Annotated in this window: 15 protein-coding genes; 9 read left to right on the forward strand and 6 right to left on the reverse strand. The window is 72.3% G+C overall.

The window, feature by feature from the left end:
• Nucleotides 1–2: 2 nt before the first annotated feature.
• Entirely contained in the window at nt 3–1646 is a 1644-nt protein-coding gene (locus ACZ7DY_RS01365) for a GMC oxidoreductase (protein ID WP_471128487.1), read from the reverse strand.
• Between the two features lie 195 nt (nt 1647–1841).
• On the opposite strand from ACZ7DY_RS01365, the gene qcrB reads away from it, so the two are divergent.
• The 3 genes from qcrB to ACZ7DY_RS01380 all read left to right on the forward strand — a co-directional run bounded on the left by qcrB (nt 1842) and on the right by ACZ7DY_RS01380 (nt 4869).
• Complete coding sequence (gene qcrB, locus ACZ7DY_RS01370; RefSeq protein WP_471128489.1) at nt 1842–3488, forward strand: cytochrome bc1 complex cytochrome b subunit; 1647 nt, start codon at nt 1842–1844, stop codon at nt 3486–3488.
• Between the two features lie 81 nt (nt 3489–3569).
• Nucleotides 3570–3968 carry a helix-turn-helix domain-containing protein gene (locus ACZ7DY_RS01375; protein ID WP_471128492.1) on the forward strand — a complete coding sequence of 133 codons (399 nt, stop codon included), beginning with the start codon at nt 3570–3572 and terminating at the stop codon, nt 3966–3968.
• A gap of 46 nt (nt 3969–4014) precedes the next feature.
• Nucleotides 4015–4869, forward strand: coding sequence for a metallophosphoesterase family protein (locus ACZ7DY_RS01380; RefSeq protein ID WP_471128495.1), 855 nt, complete (start codon nt 4015–4017; stop codon nt 4867–4869).
• A gap of 12 nt (nt 4870–4881) precedes the next feature.
• On the opposite strand, the gene ACZ7DY_RS01385 is transcribed toward ACZ7DY_RS01380, so the two are convergent.
• Nucleotides 4882–6762: an NAD-binding protein gene (locus ACZ7DY_RS01385; RefSeq protein WP_471130164.1), complete on the reverse strand. Its 1881-nt coding sequence runs from the start codon at nt 6760–6762 to the stop codon at nt 4882–4884.
• Nucleotides 6763–7037: 275 nt separating this feature from the next.
• Between ACZ7DY_RS01385 and ACZ7DY_RS01390 the strand changes: the two genes are divergently transcribed.
• The 4 genes from ACZ7DY_RS01390 (at nt 7038) to ACZ7DY_RS01405 (ending at nt 10326) form a co-directional block, all read left to right on the forward strand.
• Complete coding sequence (locus ACZ7DY_RS01390) at nt 7038–7895, forward strand: TetR family transcriptional regulator C-terminal domain-containing protein (protein ID WP_471128498.1); 858 nt, start codon at nt 7038–7040, stop codon at nt 7893–7895.
• A gap of 65 nt (nt 7896–7960) precedes the next feature.
• Nucleotides 7961–8854, forward strand: a complete 894-nt coding sequence (locus ACZ7DY_RS01395) for a beta-keto acid cleavage family enzyme (RefSeq protein ID WP_471128500.1) — start codon at nt 7961–7963, stop codon at nt 8852–8854.
• A gap of 27 nt (nt 8855–8881) precedes the next feature.
• On the forward strand, nt 8882–9838 hold the full coding sequence (locus tag ACZ7DY_RS01400) for a 3-hydroxyacyl-CoA dehydrogenase NAD-binding domain-containing protein (RefSeq protein WP_471128502.1): 957 nt from the start codon (nt 8882–8884) through the stop codon (nt 9836–9838).
• Complete coding sequence (locus ACZ7DY_RS01405; protein ID WP_471128504.1) at nt 9835–10326, forward strand: thioesterase family protein; 492 nt, start codon at nt 9835–9837, stop codon at nt 10324–10326. Before ACZ7DY_RS01400 ends, ACZ7DY_RS01405 begins: the two co-directional genes overlap by 4 nt.
• Nucleotides 10327–10344: 18 nt before the next feature.
• Here the strand turns inward: ACZ7DY_RS01405 and ACZ7DY_RS01410 are convergent, their stop codons facing one another.
• Together ACZ7DY_RS01410 and ACZ7DY_RS01415 are read right to left on the reverse strand one after the other, a co-directional pair.
• Nucleotides 10345–11643: an MFS transporter gene (locus tag ACZ7DY_RS01410; RefSeq protein WP_471128505.1), complete on the reverse strand. Its 1299-nt coding sequence runs from the start codon at nt 11641–11643 to the stop codon at nt 10345–10347.
• Nucleotides 11644–11710: 67 nt separating this feature from the next.
• Nucleotides 11711–12571 carry a hypothetical protein gene (locus ACZ7DY_RS01415; protein WP_471128508.1) on the reverse strand — a complete coding sequence of 287 codons (861 nt, stop codon included), beginning with the start codon at nt 12569–12571 and terminating at the stop codon, nt 11711–11713.
• Between the two features lie 95 nt (nt 12572–12666).
• Between ACZ7DY_RS01415 and ACZ7DY_RS01420 the strand changes: the two genes are divergently transcribed.
• Together ACZ7DY_RS01420 and ACZ7DY_RS01425 are read left to right on the forward strand one after the other, a co-directional pair.
• Complete coding sequence (locus tag ACZ7DY_RS01420; RefSeq protein WP_471128510.1) at nt 12667–14007, forward strand: 6-phospho-beta-glucosidase; 1341 nt, start codon at nt 12667–12669, stop codon at nt 14005–14007.
• Nucleotides 14008–14014: 7 nt separating this feature from the next.
• Nucleotides 14015–14404, forward strand: a complete 390-nt coding sequence (locus tag ACZ7DY_RS01425) for a (2Fe-2S) ferredoxin domain-containing protein (RefSeq protein WP_471128513.1) — start codon at nt 14015–14017, stop codon at nt 14402–14404.
• Here ACZ7DY_RS01425 and ACZ7DY_RS01430 read toward each other — a convergent pair.
• Both ACZ7DY_RS01430 and ACZ7DY_RS01435 read right to left on the reverse strand, forming a co-directional pair.
• Entirely contained in the window at nt 14401–14904 is a 504-nt protein-coding gene (locus tag ACZ7DY_RS01430) for an FBP domain-containing protein (protein ID WP_471128515.1), read from the reverse strand. The two genes, ACZ7DY_RS01425 and ACZ7DY_RS01430, sit on opposite strands and share 4 nt — an antisense overlap.
• A gap of 88 nt (nt 14905–14992) precedes the next feature.
• Nucleotides 14993–15916, reverse strand: coding sequence for an NADP-dependent oxidoreductase (locus ACZ7DY_RS01435; RefSeq protein ID WP_471128517.1), 924 nt, complete (start codon nt 15914–15916; stop codon nt 14993–14995).
• Between the last annotated feature and the right edge of the window lie 135 nt (nt 15917–16051).

Raw genomic sequence — 16051 nt, forward strand, 5'->3', positions numbered from 1 at the left:
GCTCACAGGTCGGTCGCGATGATCTTCTCGATGTTGCGCTCGGCGAGCGCCGTGATGGTGACGAACGGGTTGACGCTGGTGTTGCCGGGGATCAGGGCGCCGTCGATGACGTACAGCCCCGGATAGCCCTGCAGCCGGCCGTAGTTGTCGGTCGCCTTGCCGAGCACCGCGCCGCCGAGCGGGTGGTACGTGAGGTGGTCGCCCCAGATCTTGTACGTCCCGAAGAGGTCGGTCCGGTAGATCGTGCCCTCCTTGGCGTTGATCTTGTCGAAGATCGTCTTGGCGGCGTCGATCGACGTCTGCTTCCAGGCGGTCTGCCAGTTCAGCTCGGCGCGGTTCGCCGCGGGGTTCCAGGTGAACTCGGCGCGGTGCGGGGTCCTGGTGATCGACAGGTAGAACGAGGCGTACGTCTCGATGCCGGTGGGCAGCGGCGCGACCTCGGCGAAGGCGCCGCCCGCGGCCCAGTTGTCGATGCCGGCCGTGGGGATGGACGACTGGAGCTTGCCGGTCGGGTCCCACATGTGGTTGGCGCGCCCGCACATGACGTTGCCGTTGTCCCCCCAGCCCTTGCCGACCTCGCCGTTGAGGCGGGGCAGGGCGCCGGTGGCCCTCAGCTTGACCAGGAGCTTGCTGGTGCCGACGCTGCCGGCGGCGAAGAACACCCGGCCGGCCGTGACGGATTTGGTGGCGGTGGCGTCCCCGTCGGTGTTGAGCTGTTCCATGGTGACCGAGTAGCCGCCGCCGGCCGCCGGGGTGACCGAAGTGACCCTGTGCAGCGGGGAGATGGTGACCCGTCCCGTCGCCCTGACGCGGGCGAGGTAGGTCTGCTGGAGGGACTTCTTGCCGTGGTTGTTGCCGTAGAGGATTTCCCCGGCCAGCGCTGACTTGGGGACGGTGCCCGCCTGCTCCTTCTCCATGTAGTCCCAGTCGTACACGTCGGGCACGAAGGTGAACCGGAAGCCGGAGCGCTGGGCGTGCTTGCGGCCGACCCGGGCGTACTGGTAGCACTCGGCCGTCTCGAACCAGGCGGGGTCGACGGTGTTCACGCCGAGGCCCGCGTTGGCGCGCGGGTAGTAGGTGCCGTACATCTCGCCCGCGTCGACCGTCGGCAGGATGGCGCCGAAGTTCTCCCGCTTCGGGGTGACCGCCATGCCGCCGTTGACCAGTGAGCCGCCGCCCACGCCGCGGCCCTGGTAGACGATGATGCCGCCGAACTCCTCGGCGTCCAGGATGCCGGTGTGGCGCGGGACGTCCTTGTCGATGGGGAACCCCAGGAAGTTGCTGATGGGCTGCTTGGTCCTGGTGCGCAGCCAGAAGGAACGCACGTCGGGGCTTGTCGTGTTGGCGAAGATCTTGCCGTCGGAGCCCGGGGTGTCCCAGGCCATGCCCATCTCGATCATGTGCACGTCGACGCCCGCCTCGGCGAGCCGCAGCGCGGCGACCGAACCGCCGTACCCGGACCCGATCACCAGGGCGGGGACGTCGGCCCCGTCCCGGATCGGGGCGGCCGCAGCGGGGGACGCGGCGCGGGCGGGACCGGCCTGTCCGGCCAGCGCGACCGCGCCAAGAATGGAACCTGTTCCTGCGATGAATCTTCGGCGTGACACCCCATCAGATCCGGGGCCACGCGCGGTAGATGCACTCATGTGATCTTCCTCACGTTTGGCTGAATCGAAACGAGTTCTACTGCTGCCGGTGAGTGAAGTCACGCCATACCTATGAGTAATTTCCGGCCGGGCGAAGCGACCCTCGGGCCACGGACCGAATCAAGTTGTCACAACCCGCCCTGTTGGATCCGTCTTCCTTGCGACCTACCCTGGTACCGCCTGAAAGGGAGTCGCATGAGCGGACGCATCGAGCGAAGCGGCACGGATGCACGACCTGCACGGCCCGGCAGAGGGGAGCGGGTTGCCGACTGGGCCGACGGGCGGCTCGGCATCAACACCCTGGCCAAGAGCCAGATGCGGAAGATCTTTCCCGACCACTGGTCGTTCATGTTCGGGGAGATCTGCCTCTACAGCTTCATCATCCTGATCCTGACCGGCACCTATCTGACCCTCTTCTTCGACCCGAGCATGTCCGAGGTCACCTACAACGGCCCGTACGTGCCGCTGAAGGGCGTCCTGGTCTCCCGGGCGTACGAATCCACCGTGGACCTCAGCATGGAGGTGCGCGGCGGCCTGCTGATCCGGCAGATCCACCACTGGGCCGCGCTCGTCTTCATCGCCGGAATGCTCGTGCACATGATGCGGGTCTTCTTCACCGGCGCGTTCCGCAAGCCGCGCGAGCTCAACTGGCTCTTCGGCTGGACCCTGCTGTTCCTCGGCATCATCACCGGCCTGACCGGCTACTCCCTGCCCGACGACATGCTGTCGGGCACCGGCGTCCGCTTCGCGCAGGGCGCCATCCTCGCCACCCCCGTCGTGGGGACGTACATCTCCTTCTTCCTCTTCGGCGGGGAGTTCCCCGGCGAGGACATCATCCCGCGCTTCTACCCCATCCACGTGCTGCTGCTGCCGGGCATCATGCTGGGGCTCGTCGTCGCCCATCTGATCCTGGTCTTCTACCACAAGCACACCCAGTTCGCCGGGCCCGGCAGGACCGAGAAGAACGTCGTCGGGGCGCCGTTCATGCCCGTCTACATCGCCAAGGCGGGCGGCTTCTTCTTCCTCGTCTTCGGCGTGCTCGCGATCATGGGCGCGGTCGCCTCCATCAACCCGGTCTTCGCGATCGGCCCCTACCGCCCCGACCTCGTCTCCACGGGCGCTCAACCCGACTGGTACCTCGGCTTCTCCGAGGGGCTGATCCGGGTGATGCCGGGATGGGAGATCAACGCCTGGGGGCACACGCTCGAACTGGGCGTCTTCATCCCCTTCGCGCTCTTCCCGCTGATCCTGATGGCCATCGCCGTCTACCCGTTCATCGAGTCGTGGGTCAAGGGCGACAAGAGGGAGCACCACATCGCCGACCGGCCGCGGAACGCCCCCGTGCGCACCGGGCTCGGCGTCGCCTGGCTCGCCCTCTTCGGCGTGCTGATGGTCGGCGGCGGCAACGACCTGTGGGCCACCCACTTCCACCTCTCCATCAACGCGATCACGTGGTTCGTGCGGGTCAGCTTCTTCCTCGTGCCCGTCATCGCCTTCTTCGTCACGCACCGGATCTGCCTCGGGCTCCAGCGCAGGGACCAGGAGAAGGTGCTGCACGGGCGCGAGACGGGCACCATCAAACGGCTCCCGCACGGCGAGTACGTGGAGATCCACGAACCCCTGCCGCAGGCCGAGCTGTACCGGCTGACCGCCCACGAACAGCCCCGCCCCTACGAGATCGGCCCGCTGGTCGACGCCAACGGCGTGCGCCGCGACGTGAGCCGCTCCGACCGGCTGCGCGCCCGCCTCGCCCGCGCCATGTACGGCCCCAAGGCGCAGGTGCCCAAGGCGACCCCCGAGGAGTACCTGGCGATCCAGCGGGGGGAGGGCGGCCACCACTGACGGTCCCGGCTGCGAGCCGGGAGGGTGCCTCCCGGCCCCGCCGGGGCGGCGCCGGCCGCCCGGCCGGGGCAAGCTGGTCCCATGATGACCGTGCTGATCGTGGCCGAGGACGCCGTCGCCGCGGCGTTGCGCCCTCTCGTGCAGGACGGCCCGCACTTCCGTGTGATCTCCCACGCGCCGGGGCCCGTACCGGCCCTGGCGCAGGCCCGCGCGCTGCTGCCCGACATCGTCCTGATCGACAGCGCCGTACCCGGCGGCGGACAGGGTCTCGGGCAGCTGTTCCGGGGCGTCCGCGGCCTTCTGCCGCCCAGCGGCGTCATCTGGCACCTCTCCTCGGACGTGCCGGTGGCGGCCGCCCTCCTGGAGCAGGAGGAGGGCTGCGTGCACGTCGTCCGGCACGGCGACCGGGCCGCGCTCCGCGAGGCGCTGGCGGCCATCGGCCGGCGCCGGGCGAGCTGCGACCCCGACCAGCCCGCCTAGGCGTCGGCGCCGTGCCGCACACCGCCTCGGTTAGCCTCGCAGCGTGATGGCATCCGAGAAGACTCCGAAGCTGCTCGCGATCAGCGACCTGCACGTGGCGTACGCGGAGAACAGGGCGTACGTCGAGACCATCCGGCCCGAGACGGACGAGGACTGGCTGATAGTCGCCGGTGACGTCGCCGAGCGCATGGCCGACATCGAGTGGGCGCTGCGCACGCTCGCCGGGCGCTTCGCCAAGGTGGTGTGGTCGCCGGGCAACCACGAGCTGTGGACGCCCAAGGACGACCCGGTCCAGCTGCGCGGCGAGGCGCGGTACCGGCATCTCGTCGGCCTCTGCCGCGAGTTGGGCGTGTCCACCCCGGAGGACCCCTACCCCGTGTGGCGGGGCCCCGGTGGCCCCGTCGTGGTCGCGCCGCTCTTCCTGCTCTACGACTACACCTTCCGCCCCGAGGGGACGCACACCAAGGAAGCGGCGCTGGCGGTCGCCCACGAGGCGGGCGTCGTCTGCACGGACGAGTACTTCCTCCACCCCGACCCGTACGCCACCCGCGACGACTGGTCCCGGGCCCGGGTCAAGCACACCGAGGAGCTGCTCGCCGAGCGGCCCGCGGGCCTGCCCACCGTCCTCGTCAACCACTGGCCGCTGCTGCGCGAGCCCACCCGGGTCCTGCGCTACCCCGAGTTCGCCCTGTGGTGCGGCACCGAGCTGACCGCCGACTGGCACGTGAAGTACGGGGCGGCGGCCGTCGTCTACGGCCACCTGCACATACCGCGCACCACCGTGCACGACGGCGTGCCGCACATCGAGGCGTCCGTCGGCTATCCCCGCGAGTGGCGCAGGGACTTCCACCCCGACCCGCATCTGCGGCAGGTCCTGCCGGTGCCGCCCGCCGGGGCCTGACGAAGGGGCCGGTCAGGGCTGGGCGGGCAGCGGGCGGCGGGCCAGCAGCTCGGCCAGGCCCTGACGGGTGGCGGCAAGGACCACACGGTCCTCCGGGCACAGCCGGTACTCCGGGTCGAGCTCCCACTCCAGGCCCGACGGGTGGCCGGGACCCCGCCCCGCCGGCCGCTCCAGGGCGACGACGCGCCACGCCCCCGGCCGGAACACCTCGGCGATCGTGCGGCCCGTCAGCTGCGGCTGCAGCGAGACGTCGAGCGCGGCGAAGAGCAGCACCGACCGCTCCACGGGCAGCGCGCCCAGGATCTGCCTGCCCATCATCGCCCCGGCGAACGCGGGCGCGGCCAGCGCGGACACGCTCCGGCTGCGGGTCAGGGCACCGGGGTGCGCGGCGCGCAGGGTGCGGTAGACGGCGGTCGCGAACTCGTCGTCGTACAGCCGCAGCGCCACCCGCAGATCGGGCTTGACCGACCGTGCGTACAGGGCCGCCTCAAGGTTTATGGTGTCCGCGCTGGTCAGGGCGAGCAGGGCGTGGGCGCGGTGCACCTTGGCGGCCTCCAGGACCCCTTCCTCGGTCACGTCGCCGATCACCGTCGGCACGCGCAGCCGCCGCGCCAGCGAGATGCCGCGCGCCTCCGGGTCGGCCTCCACGCACACCACCGGGATGTCCAGCTCACGGAGGCGGGCCAGCACCCTGGTGCCGATCTTGCCGAGGCCCAGCAGGACGACGTGGCCGGAGAGACCGCGCGGCGGCCGGCGCAGCGAGGAGGCGGTGCGGAAGGTGCCGAGGGCCTCGAGGACGGCGGCGAAGAGGATCGGCAGGAGCAGCAATCCGACAAGGCCGGCGAGGAGTTGGAGGACCTGGCGGCTCATCGGTCCTTCGGTGGCCGGGTCGTTGATGGAGAAGAGGTCGAGGAGCGTCAGATACGTCGCGTGCAGCGGGGTGTCGTCGGTGGTGACGATCGACGCGATGGCCATGCCGAGGACGGCCGCCGCGAACCCCGCGACCGACCAGCGCAGCCGCCGCGAGAACAGCTGGCGCAGGGGCACGCCCCGCCCGGCGAGGAACCCGGGCGGCGGCGCCGACCCCGAGTACGAGACGGTCTCGAGGACGAGCGCGCCCCGCCCGGCCGCGGCCGCCACGGCGTCGTCGCCCGGCAGCAGCAGGGGGCCCGCCCCGGCGCCCGCGTCGTCGGAGCCCTCGGCGCCCGCCGGGTCGTGGGTGGTGGCCGAGAGCAGCGCGAGGGTGGCCAGACCGCGCGGCGCCACCTCGCCCGGCGCCGGGGGCGTCCGCTCCACCGCGCGCAGCAGCAGCCCGTCGGCGTGCACGACCTTGCTGGTCCCGGCGACCGCGGTGGCCGCGAGGGCCGGCGCCGCGGTGTCCGCGTCGGACAGGACGGTGACGCTGGCGTCGGTGGTGGCGAGACCGGCCACGGCGGCGGCCTGGCCGAGCAGCTCCTCCAGGTGCTGGCCGAGCTTGCGGTTGTACAGCCGGATCACCAGCCGCAGCCGGGGGTTGAGCCGACGCGCGGCGAGCGCGGTGCGGATGTTGGTCTCGTCGTCGTCGTGCATGAGGGCGAGCGCGGTGGCCCGCGCGACGCCCGCGTCGGCCAGGACGTCGTCGGTCAGGTCGACGGCCTCCACGGTCCGCGGCGGGTCGGGGGTGCCGCCGTTCTCGCCGGTCCCGTTGACGGTCCCGCCGCCGTTGCCGGCGGTGCGCGAGACGGCGGCCGTGATGCGGCCGAGGAGGGCCGTGGTCATCGCCAGCCCCGTCGGCCGGTTCCGTTCGCCGCGGCCCGCGGGCGGGACGACGAGGACGACCTGTTCGCCGTAGACGCCGCGGAGTTCGGCGGCGAGCCGGTGGGCCAGGACGTTGTCGCCGCCGCAGACGACCATGTGGCCGGTGGCGGGCAGCGGGGGACGCTGAGGGGGAAGCGAAGATGCGTGCGACACAGGAGGAAGAGTGCCGCAAGTGACGCCACGGTTCCCGGAGTCCGGCCACTCGGCGAGTTCCTTGCAGCTCCTGGGGGAGTGGCCGATGCGATCCTGACTGATGCATCAGTCAGCACAGACCTCAATATGCTCGATTACCAGCAATGATATGGGCCATGGTACACCTTCTCGGTGTCCTGTGTTGTGCTCAGCGCAACGCGTATGTACCGTGGCCCACCATGCAGTCAGAGCAGCGGGGCGACGTTTCCGAGCGGGTGCGCAAGGTCATCGCCGAGGCCGGGGTGACCCAGCGGGAGTTCGCCCGCCGGATCGTCATGGACCCCTCCAAGCTGTCCCGCTCGCTGGGCGGCACCCGCAGGTTCACCGCGGCCGAGCTGGCCCGTATCGCCGCCGCGGGGCAGGTCGACGCGGGGTGGCTCCTCGGCGCGGAGGCGGCGGAGGTGTCCGGGCCGCCGGCCCGGCGCCGGCGCGCGGGCGGGCCGTCGCCCGAGGGCGGGCGCCCCCTGCAGATCGTGCGGGAGACCGTACGTCTCATCGCCGAGCGCGGCTTCCACGCCGTCCGCGTGCAGGACATCGCCGCCGCCTGCGACACCAGCACCGCCGCCATCCATTACCACTTCCCCGGCCGCGACGACCTCCTCGAAGCGGCCGTGCGCTGGTGCATGGACGAGGACACCGCGCGCCGCGCCGCCAGGATCGCGGACGCCGGTGACACCGCCGACGAGCTGCGCCAGCTCATCGAGTTGCAGATTCCCCGCACCCCGGAGCAGCGCCGGCAGTGGAGCGTCTGGCTCGACCTGTGGGCCGAGGCCGCCCGCTCCACCGCCGTGGGCCGCCTGCACGCCGACTACTACCGCCAGTGGCGCGAGACCGTCGCCGACGTCATCCGCCGCGGCATCGCCGAAGGCGTCTTCCGGCCCGCCGACCCCGAGGCCGCCGCGCTGCGCCTCACCGCCCTGATCGACGGCCTCGCCACGCAGGTGCTGGCCGTGGCCCCCGAAGGCCCCGGCACCGGACCGGACGCCATGCACGAGGCCCTCACCGCCTACGTCGACGCGACGCTGACCGCGCACTGACCCCCCGTACGACCGCACGACCGCACGAAGTCCCCCAACCCCCCACCTCAGAGGGAGAGTTCCGCATGCCCGTGAACGACAACGTCATCATCACCTGCGCCCTGACCGGCGCGGGCGACACCGTCCGCAAGAGTCCGCACGTGCCCGTGACGCCCGAGCAGATAGCCGCCTCGGCGGTCGAGGCCGCCGGGGCGGGCGCCGCCGTCGTGCACATCCACGTCCGCGACCCCGAGACCGGCGAGCCCTCCCGAGATCCCCGCCTGTACCGCGAGGTCGTCGAGCGCATCAAGGAGACCGGCACCGACGTCGTCATCAACCTCACCGCTGGCATGGGCGGCGACCTTGTCATCGACCCGGACGAGCCGCTCCGGCACCTGCCCGGCACCGACCTGGTCAGCGGCCTCGACCGGCTCCCGCACGTCGAGGAACTCCTCCCCGACATCTGCACCCTGGACTGCGGCTCGCTCAACTTCGGCGACGGCAGCAACCTCTACGTCTCCACCCCCGACATGCTCCGCCAGGGCGCCCGGCGCATCCAGGAGCTCGGTGTCCGCCCCGAGCTGGAGATCTTCGACACGGGCCAGCTCTGGTTCGCCAAGCAGCTCCTCGCCGAGGGCCTGCTCGACGACCCCACGGTCTTCCAGCTCTGCATGGGCGTCCCGTGGGGTGCCCCCGCCGACCCCGGCGTCCTGCAGTCCATGGTCAACATGCTGCCCGAAGGCGCTCAGTGGGCCAGCTTCGCGCTCGGCCGCATGCAGATGCCGTGGGTCGCCCAGTCGATCCTGCTCGGCGGCCAGGTCCGCGTCGGCCTGGAGGACAACCTCTACCTCGGCAAGGGCAACAAGGCCACGAACGCGCAGCTCGTCGAGCGCGCGGTGCAGATCACCGAGGCCCTCGGCTCGCGCGTCGCGACGCCCGACGAGGCGCGCCGCAAGCTCGGCCTCAATCCCCGCTCCTGACCTCCCCCCACCTCCAAGGACCGCATCATGAGTACGACCACCCCTGAAGAAGTACGCCGCGTCGCCTGTGTCGGCGCCGGCGTGATCGGCGGCGGCTGGGTCGCCCACTTCCTGGCCCGCGGCTACGACGTCACCGCCTGGGACCCGGCCCCCGACGCCGGGGAGCGGCTGCGCCGGCTGGTCGGGGCGGCCTGGCCGGCCCTCACCCGGCTTGGCCTTGCCGACGGCGCCTCCCAGGACCGCCTCACCGTCACCGCGACCCTCGAAGAGGCCGTCGCCGACGCACAGTTCGTGCAGGAGAGCGCCCCCGAGAAGCTGGAGCTCAAGCGCGACCTGCTCACCCGGCTGGACGCCGCCACGCCCGCCGGCGTCGTCATCGCCTCCTCCACCTCCGGCTATCCGATGACCGACATGCAGACCGGGGCCGCCACCCCGGGCCGCCTGGTCGTCGGCCACCCCTTCAACCCGCCGTACCTGATCCCGCTGGTCGAGGTCGTCGGCGGCGAGCGGACCGACGCCGCGGCCGTCGCCTGGGCGTCCCGGTTCTACGAGGTCGCCGGCAAGTCGGTGATCACGATGCGGAGCGAGGTGCCGGGCTTCATAGCCAACCGCCTCCAGGAAGCCCTGTGGCGCGAGGCCCTGCACATGGTCGCCAACGGCGAAGCCACGGTCCAGGAGATCGACGACTCCATCACCGAGGGCCCCGGCCTGCGCTGGGCCTTCATGGGCCCCATGCTCACCTTCGCGCTCGCGGGCGGCGAAGGCGGCATGGCCCACATGCTCGACCACTTCGGACCGTCCCTGAAGTCCCCCTGGACGCGCCTGGAAGCCCCCGAACTCGACAAGAAGCTGTACGACGCCGTCGTCGCCGGCTGCGAGGAGGAGGCCGCGGGCCGCACCATCGCCCAGCTCGTCGCCGAGCGCGACCAGGGCGTCATCGACGTGCTGCGCGCGACGGGCCGGCTGAACGGGGGCGGCAAGTGAGCGGGCCCCTGCCCCTGCTGCACCGGACCGTGCGGCCCGAGTGGATCGACTACAACGGCCACATGAGCGAGGCCTTCTACGTCCTCGTCTTCGGTTACGCGACCGACGCCGCGATGATCGAGACGGGCCTGCACTCCGGCTACCGCGAGTCCACCGGCTGCTCCCTCTACACGGTCGAGGCACACGTGCGATACCTCAGCGACGTCTCCGAAGGAGCCCATCTCGCCGTCCGGAGCCGCCTGTTGGGCGCGGACGCCAAGAAGGCGCGGTTCACGCACGAGATGTACGTGGTCGACGAGGAGGGCGGCGAACCCGCCCCGGACGCCGCCCCCGCGGCGACCACCGAACTGCTGGCGATCCACGTGGACCGGAACGCGGGCCGTGCGACACCGTTCCCCGACGAGATCCGCGCGCGCCTCACGGGCCTCGTGGAAAAGGCCCCGGAGTGGGCGGGCCGCTCGATCGCGGCGGTGCCGAAGGCCTCCTGAGGGCAGCGGCCGAGAAGCTCACTTCTCCAGCTCCTTGTGCGCGGTCTCCGGCAACCGCAGGTAGACCACCGAGGAGACGACGCACAGCACGGCCACGTACACGGGGAACAGCCCGGGAGATCCGATCTCCTTGAACAGGGTGCCCATGTACGGGGCCGTGCCGCCGAAGAGCGCGACCGTGAGCGAGTACGGGAAACCGATTCCCGCGGCCCGCACCCGCGCGGGGAACACCTCGGCGTTGACCGCCGCCGAGATCGACGTGAAACCGGTGAGCAGCACCATGCCGGCGCACTGCACGAGCAGCAGCGAACCGAACGATCCGGTCAGGGACTTGAGCAGCGGCACACTCAGGACGGCGAAGCCGATCCCGAAGAAGAGTAGCAGCGGACGGCGCCCCCACCGGTCCGAGAGCACTCCGCCGACCGGCTGGAGCAGGGCGAAGAACGCGAGCGAGAGGGTGCCGGCGAGGAGCGCACTGCTCTTGCCGATGTCCGTGTTCAGCTCGGCGTACGTCGGCAGGTACGAGGTCCAGGTGTAGTAGGCGAGGGTGCCGCCCGCCGTGATGCCGCAGATCAGCAGCGACTGGCGCGGGTGGTGCCGGAGCGCGTCGAACAGCCCCGGTGAGTCGGCATGTTCGGCGGGCGCCCGGTGGGTCTCGTGGGCGCCCTGCCTGATCCAGAAGCCGACGAGGCTGAGCGCCGCCCCGACGACGAACGGCACCCGCCAGCCCCACCCGTCCATCTGCCCGTCCGAGAGCGTGGCGACGAGCAGGGCCGCGACGCCGGACGCCGCGAGCTGGCCCGCGCTCGTGGAGACGTACTGGAAGCTGGAGAAGAGGCCGCGCCGCCCGGGGCCCGCCGACTCGACGAGGAACGTCGTCGACGCGGCGAACTCGCCGCCGACGGAGAGGCCTTGGAGCAGCCGGGCGAGCACCAGGACGACCGGGGCGAGGACGCCGACGGCCGCGTAGGTCGGGGTCAGGCCGACCAGCAGGCTGCTGCCGCCCATCAGCAGGATCGTGACGGTCAGCGCGGCGCGCCGGCCGCGCCGGTCGGCGACAGCGCCCATGAGCAGCCCGCCGACGGGCCGCATGAAGAAGCCCACCGCGAAGACGGCGAACGTGGAGAGCAGCGGCACCAGGGAGTTGCCGGACCCCTTGGGGAAGACCTGGTCGGCGATGTACGTGGCGAGGAAGGTGTACGCGTACCAGTCGTACCACTCCACGGCGTTGCCGACGGAGGCGGCGAGGAGCTGCCGGATCGGGCGCCGCTCGGGGGCGGGGACGGTGGTGGCCACCTGCTGGTCGTGCTGTGTCATGATCACGACCTTCCCCTGTGCGGCGGCGCCCCACACGTCCTGTCCGGCAGGCGGACGGGGCGGGCGCTCAGCCCGTCGTCGGCGCGTACGCGTGCACCGCGGTCGTCACCAGGCACGGCGCGGGCGGCACCACCTCGACGCGCAGCGTGCGGCGGGCCGCGTCGTAGTCGACACCCTCCGTCTCGAACGTCCCGGAGCAGACGCTGCGCTGCGGCGCGGCGAAGAGACTCGTGACGTGGCCGGTCACCGGCGCGCCGTCGAGCGGGCGTGCCAGGTCGACCTGGAGGACGGGGCGGTCCTCGGGCCACAGCTCCCTGGACGCGTCGTTCGACGCACAGACCAGCCGGGTCGGTGAGGCGAAGTCGCAGCCCTGGACGTCCCGGACCGGCTTGTCGAGCGAGATCTGACCCGCCTGGGGCAGGGTCCCGCCGGTGGGCGGCGTCGAGGAGTTGAGCAGCGGGGCGGGGAAGACCTGGAGGCGGTCCTGGTCGCCCCACTCGCCGGAGACCAGCCACTGGTGGTCGGGCGAGACGGCCGCGAAGGAGTTGTTGAGCTTCTCGCCGACGTCGAGCGGGTGCTCGTAGAGGTAGCGCTTCCCGGCCGGCGTCGTCACCGCGAACATCTTCGACCGCGCGGTGTCACCGCCCTGGTAGGCGTCGAAGGTGTGGCCGTCCGAGATGTCCGGATCCCCTATGTGCCCCCACCCCTTGACGCGCAGGTCGAGGGGGATCGAGCCGAGGCCGCGGTAGAGGAGGCCGCCGTCGGCGCGGCTCGCCAGACCCTGGCCGGCCGTGAGGGAGTTGACGTACGAAGTGCCGGACTCCTGCCAGCCGCCCGGCGCGGCGGGCGCGGCCGACGCGGACCCGCCCGCGGCCACCGCCAGGGCGACGGCACCGAACAGGGCGCTGGTTGCCTTCCAAAGGGTCATCGGGGCGCTACCTCCGTGGGGGGTCGGAACGCTGCCGCGCCATCGTACGTAACGTGAGTACCGGTGATAACGGTCCGACAGAAGGCGGTTCAGACGTGAAGCTGGCAATTCTCGGCGGCGGCGGGTTCCGTGTGCCGCTCGTGTACGGGGCTCTGCTCGGCGACCGCGCCGAGGGCCGCGTCACCGACGTCGTCCTGCACGACCTGGACGCCGCCCGGCTGGACGCCATCGCCCGCGTCCTCGCCGAGCAGGCCGCCGGGGTCCCGGACGCGCCCACCGTCACCGCCACCACCGACCTCGACGAGGCGCTGCGCGGCGCCGACTTCGTCTTCTCCGCGATCCGCGTGGGCGGCCTCGAGGGACGCGCCGCCGACGAGCGCGTCGCCCTGGCCGAGGGCGTCCTCGGCCAGGAGACGGTCGGCGCGGGCGGCATCGCCTACGGGCTGCGCACCGTGCCCGTCGCCGTCGACATCGCCCGGCGCGTCGCCCGGCTCGCCCCCGACGCCTGGGTCATCAACTTCACCAACCCCGCGGGCCTGGTCACCGAGGCCATGGCAGGCCACCTCGGCGACCGCGTCATCGGCATCTGCGACTCGCCCGTGGGCCTCGGCCGCCGCGTCGCGCAGGTGCTCGGCGGCGACCCCGACGAGGCCTTCATCGACTACGTGGGTCTCAACCACCTCGGCTGGCTGCGCGGGCTGCACATCAGGGGCCGCGACGAACTGCCGCGCCTGCTCGCCGACCCCCGGCTCCTGCTCTCCTTCGAACAGGGCAGGCTCTTCGGCGCCGACTGGCTCCAGTCACTGGGCGCGATCCCCAACGAATACCTGCACTACTACTACTTCAACCGCGACACCGTCCGCGCCTACCAGCAGGCCGAGCGGACCCGCGGCGCCTTCCTCCACGGCCAGCAGGGCCGCTTCTACGCCGACATGCGGCACCCCGGCACGCCCGCCCTCAAGACCTGGTACGACACGCTCGCCGAGCGCGAGGCGGCGTACATGGCGGAGAACCGGGAAGCGGCGGGCGTGGGGGAGCGGGCCGAGGAGGACCTGGAGTCCGGCGGGTACGAGAAGGTCGCCCTCGCCCTGATGCGGGCCATCGCCCGCGACGAGCGCGCGACCCTGATCCTCAACGTGCGCAACGGCACGACCCTCGCCGCGCTGGACGCGGACGCCGTGATCGAGGTGCCGTGCTCCGTCGACGCCAACGGCGCCCACCCCATGTCGGTGGCCCCGCTGCCCGGCCACGCCACCGGTCTGGTGTGCGCGGTCAAGGCCGTCGAGCGCGAGGTGCTGGAAGCGGCCCGGAGCGGTTCGGCCGCCACGGCCGTCAAGGCCTTCGCGCTCCATCCGCTCGTCGACTCCGTGACGGTGGCGCGACGCCTGGTGGAGGGGTACCGGGGTGTGCACCCGGGCCTCGCGTACCTGAGATGATCACGACATGAGTCCCGTCGTCTCCATCGGCGCCGCCGCCCGCCGCCCCTGCACCCTCGTGGTGTGCCGGGGCTGCTGCTGCGGCGACGCGCGCAAGAACCCCGGCATCGACCACGACTGGCAGCTGGAGCGGCTGCGGTCGGCCGCCGCGGCCTCGCGCGGCCGCTTCGCGGTGCGCACGAGCGACTGCCTCGGGCCGTGCGGGCAGGCCAACGTCGTGGTGGTCCAGCCCTCGTACGAGGGGCGCAGGCGCGGCGGCCGGGCCGCCTGGGTGGGCTTCGTCACGGACGACGAGTCGCTGGACGGAATACTCGCCTGGGCCGGGGCGGGCGGCCCGGGGGTGGCCGAACCGTCGGCCGCCCTCGCCCTCCAGCTGGTGGATCCCCGCGCGGTCTAGCCGTCGAGGACCTGGTCGAGGAAGCCGTTCAGGTTCCGTATGGTGCGCGCGTTCTGCTCCTCCGGCGTGAGGCTCTCCTCCAGGCGCCGCGGCGCCAGTGCCGTGGTCTTCTTCCCGCGTACGTAGAGGGAGCAGGCCAGGTCCGCGCAGATGTACAGCCCCACCGAGTTGCCCTGGCGGCCCGCCGCGCCCGCCTTGGGCGCGACGAGCAGCGTGATGCCGGAGCCGGACTGCGGCGTCACGCACACCGAGCAGATGCTGGACTTGAGCAGGCTCTTGCGCGCCCCGGTGGAGGCCCGCAGGGAGATGCCCACCAGCTCGTCGCCCCGCCACGTCACCACATAGCCGCGCTCGGGCGCCTTGGGATCGCGCCAGCCCAGGAAGTCCAGGTCGGACCAGGGCGTGTCGGCGAAGCCCGCGGGGAGGGAGAGTCTGCGGGCCTCGCCCTTGGAACAGTTGACGAAGGACGTGCGGATCTCGTTCTCACTGACGGGCTTCATGATCCGGAAGGTATCAACGGGCCGGCGGAGCCGTCGTGTCATTTTCTCCCGGTACCTGCCACCCCCGGGGCCGGGGCGTCCACCGCCGTCACGCGGAGACCTCGATGACGACCTTGCCCCGGGCGTGACCGCTCTCCACCGCGCGCAGCGCCTCGTCCGCGCGGTCCAGGGGGTACGTCGCCGTCACCCGCGGCCGCAGCACGCCCGCCACGGCGAGGAGGGCGATCTCGTCGAGGACCGCCGCGGTGCGGGCCCGCGCGATCGGCGCGCCGCCCAGTTCGGCCACGGTCTCCTTGGCCGCCGCCGTGATCAGCTTCCCGCGGTCGGTCAGCAGCTCCGCCACCTCGGCCAGACCGGGGCCGCCGACCAGATCGAAGACGGCGTCGACGCGGTGGTCCGGCGCCGACTCCCGTATGCGCTCGGCCAGTCGGGGACCCGGCGGCACATGGACGGCGCCCAGCGACTCGACGAACTCCTTCTTGCCCGCGCTCGCCGTGCCCACCACCCGCAGCCCGAAGTGGAGCGCGATCTGCGTCGCGGCCACCCCGACGCCGCCGCCCGCCCCCGTGATCAGCAGCGTCGAACCGGCCGGCAGGCCGAGCTGGCGCAGCCCGTCGTACGCGGTCGCCGCCGCCACCGGCAGGACGGCCGCGTCCGTGAAGGAGAGGGCGTCCGGCTTGTGCGCGGCGATGTCCGCGGGGACCAGCGTGAACTCCGCGTACCCGCCGGTGACCGGGTTGCCGAACACCGCGTCCCCGGGCTCGAACCCCGTGACGCCGGCCCCGACCCGCTCCACGACCCCGGCGACCTCGCTGCCGAGCACCTCGGGCCCGGTGAGAGGCCCCTGCCCGGGGCGCCGCTTGCCCGCGCGCAGCTTCCAGTCGACCGGGTTGACGCCGGCCGCGCGCACCGCGACCAGCAGCTCGCCGGGGCCGGGCGCCGGCTTCGGGAGGTCGAGGAAGGCCTCCACCTCCGGGCCACCGTGTTCGGTGAATGCGTACGCCTTGGGCATCGTGCTCCCTCACTTCGGTCGGGCGGTCTTTCCGGTCTCCGCAGGGAACGACCACCAAGATCGGCCGGCTATTCCCGGGCGCCCGGCGGGCCGGGGGGCTGAGCGGCGATCTCGGGGGCAAGCTTTCGAATGGAG

It is taken from the genome of Streptomyces sp. NPDC037013 (assembly GCF_055607265.1).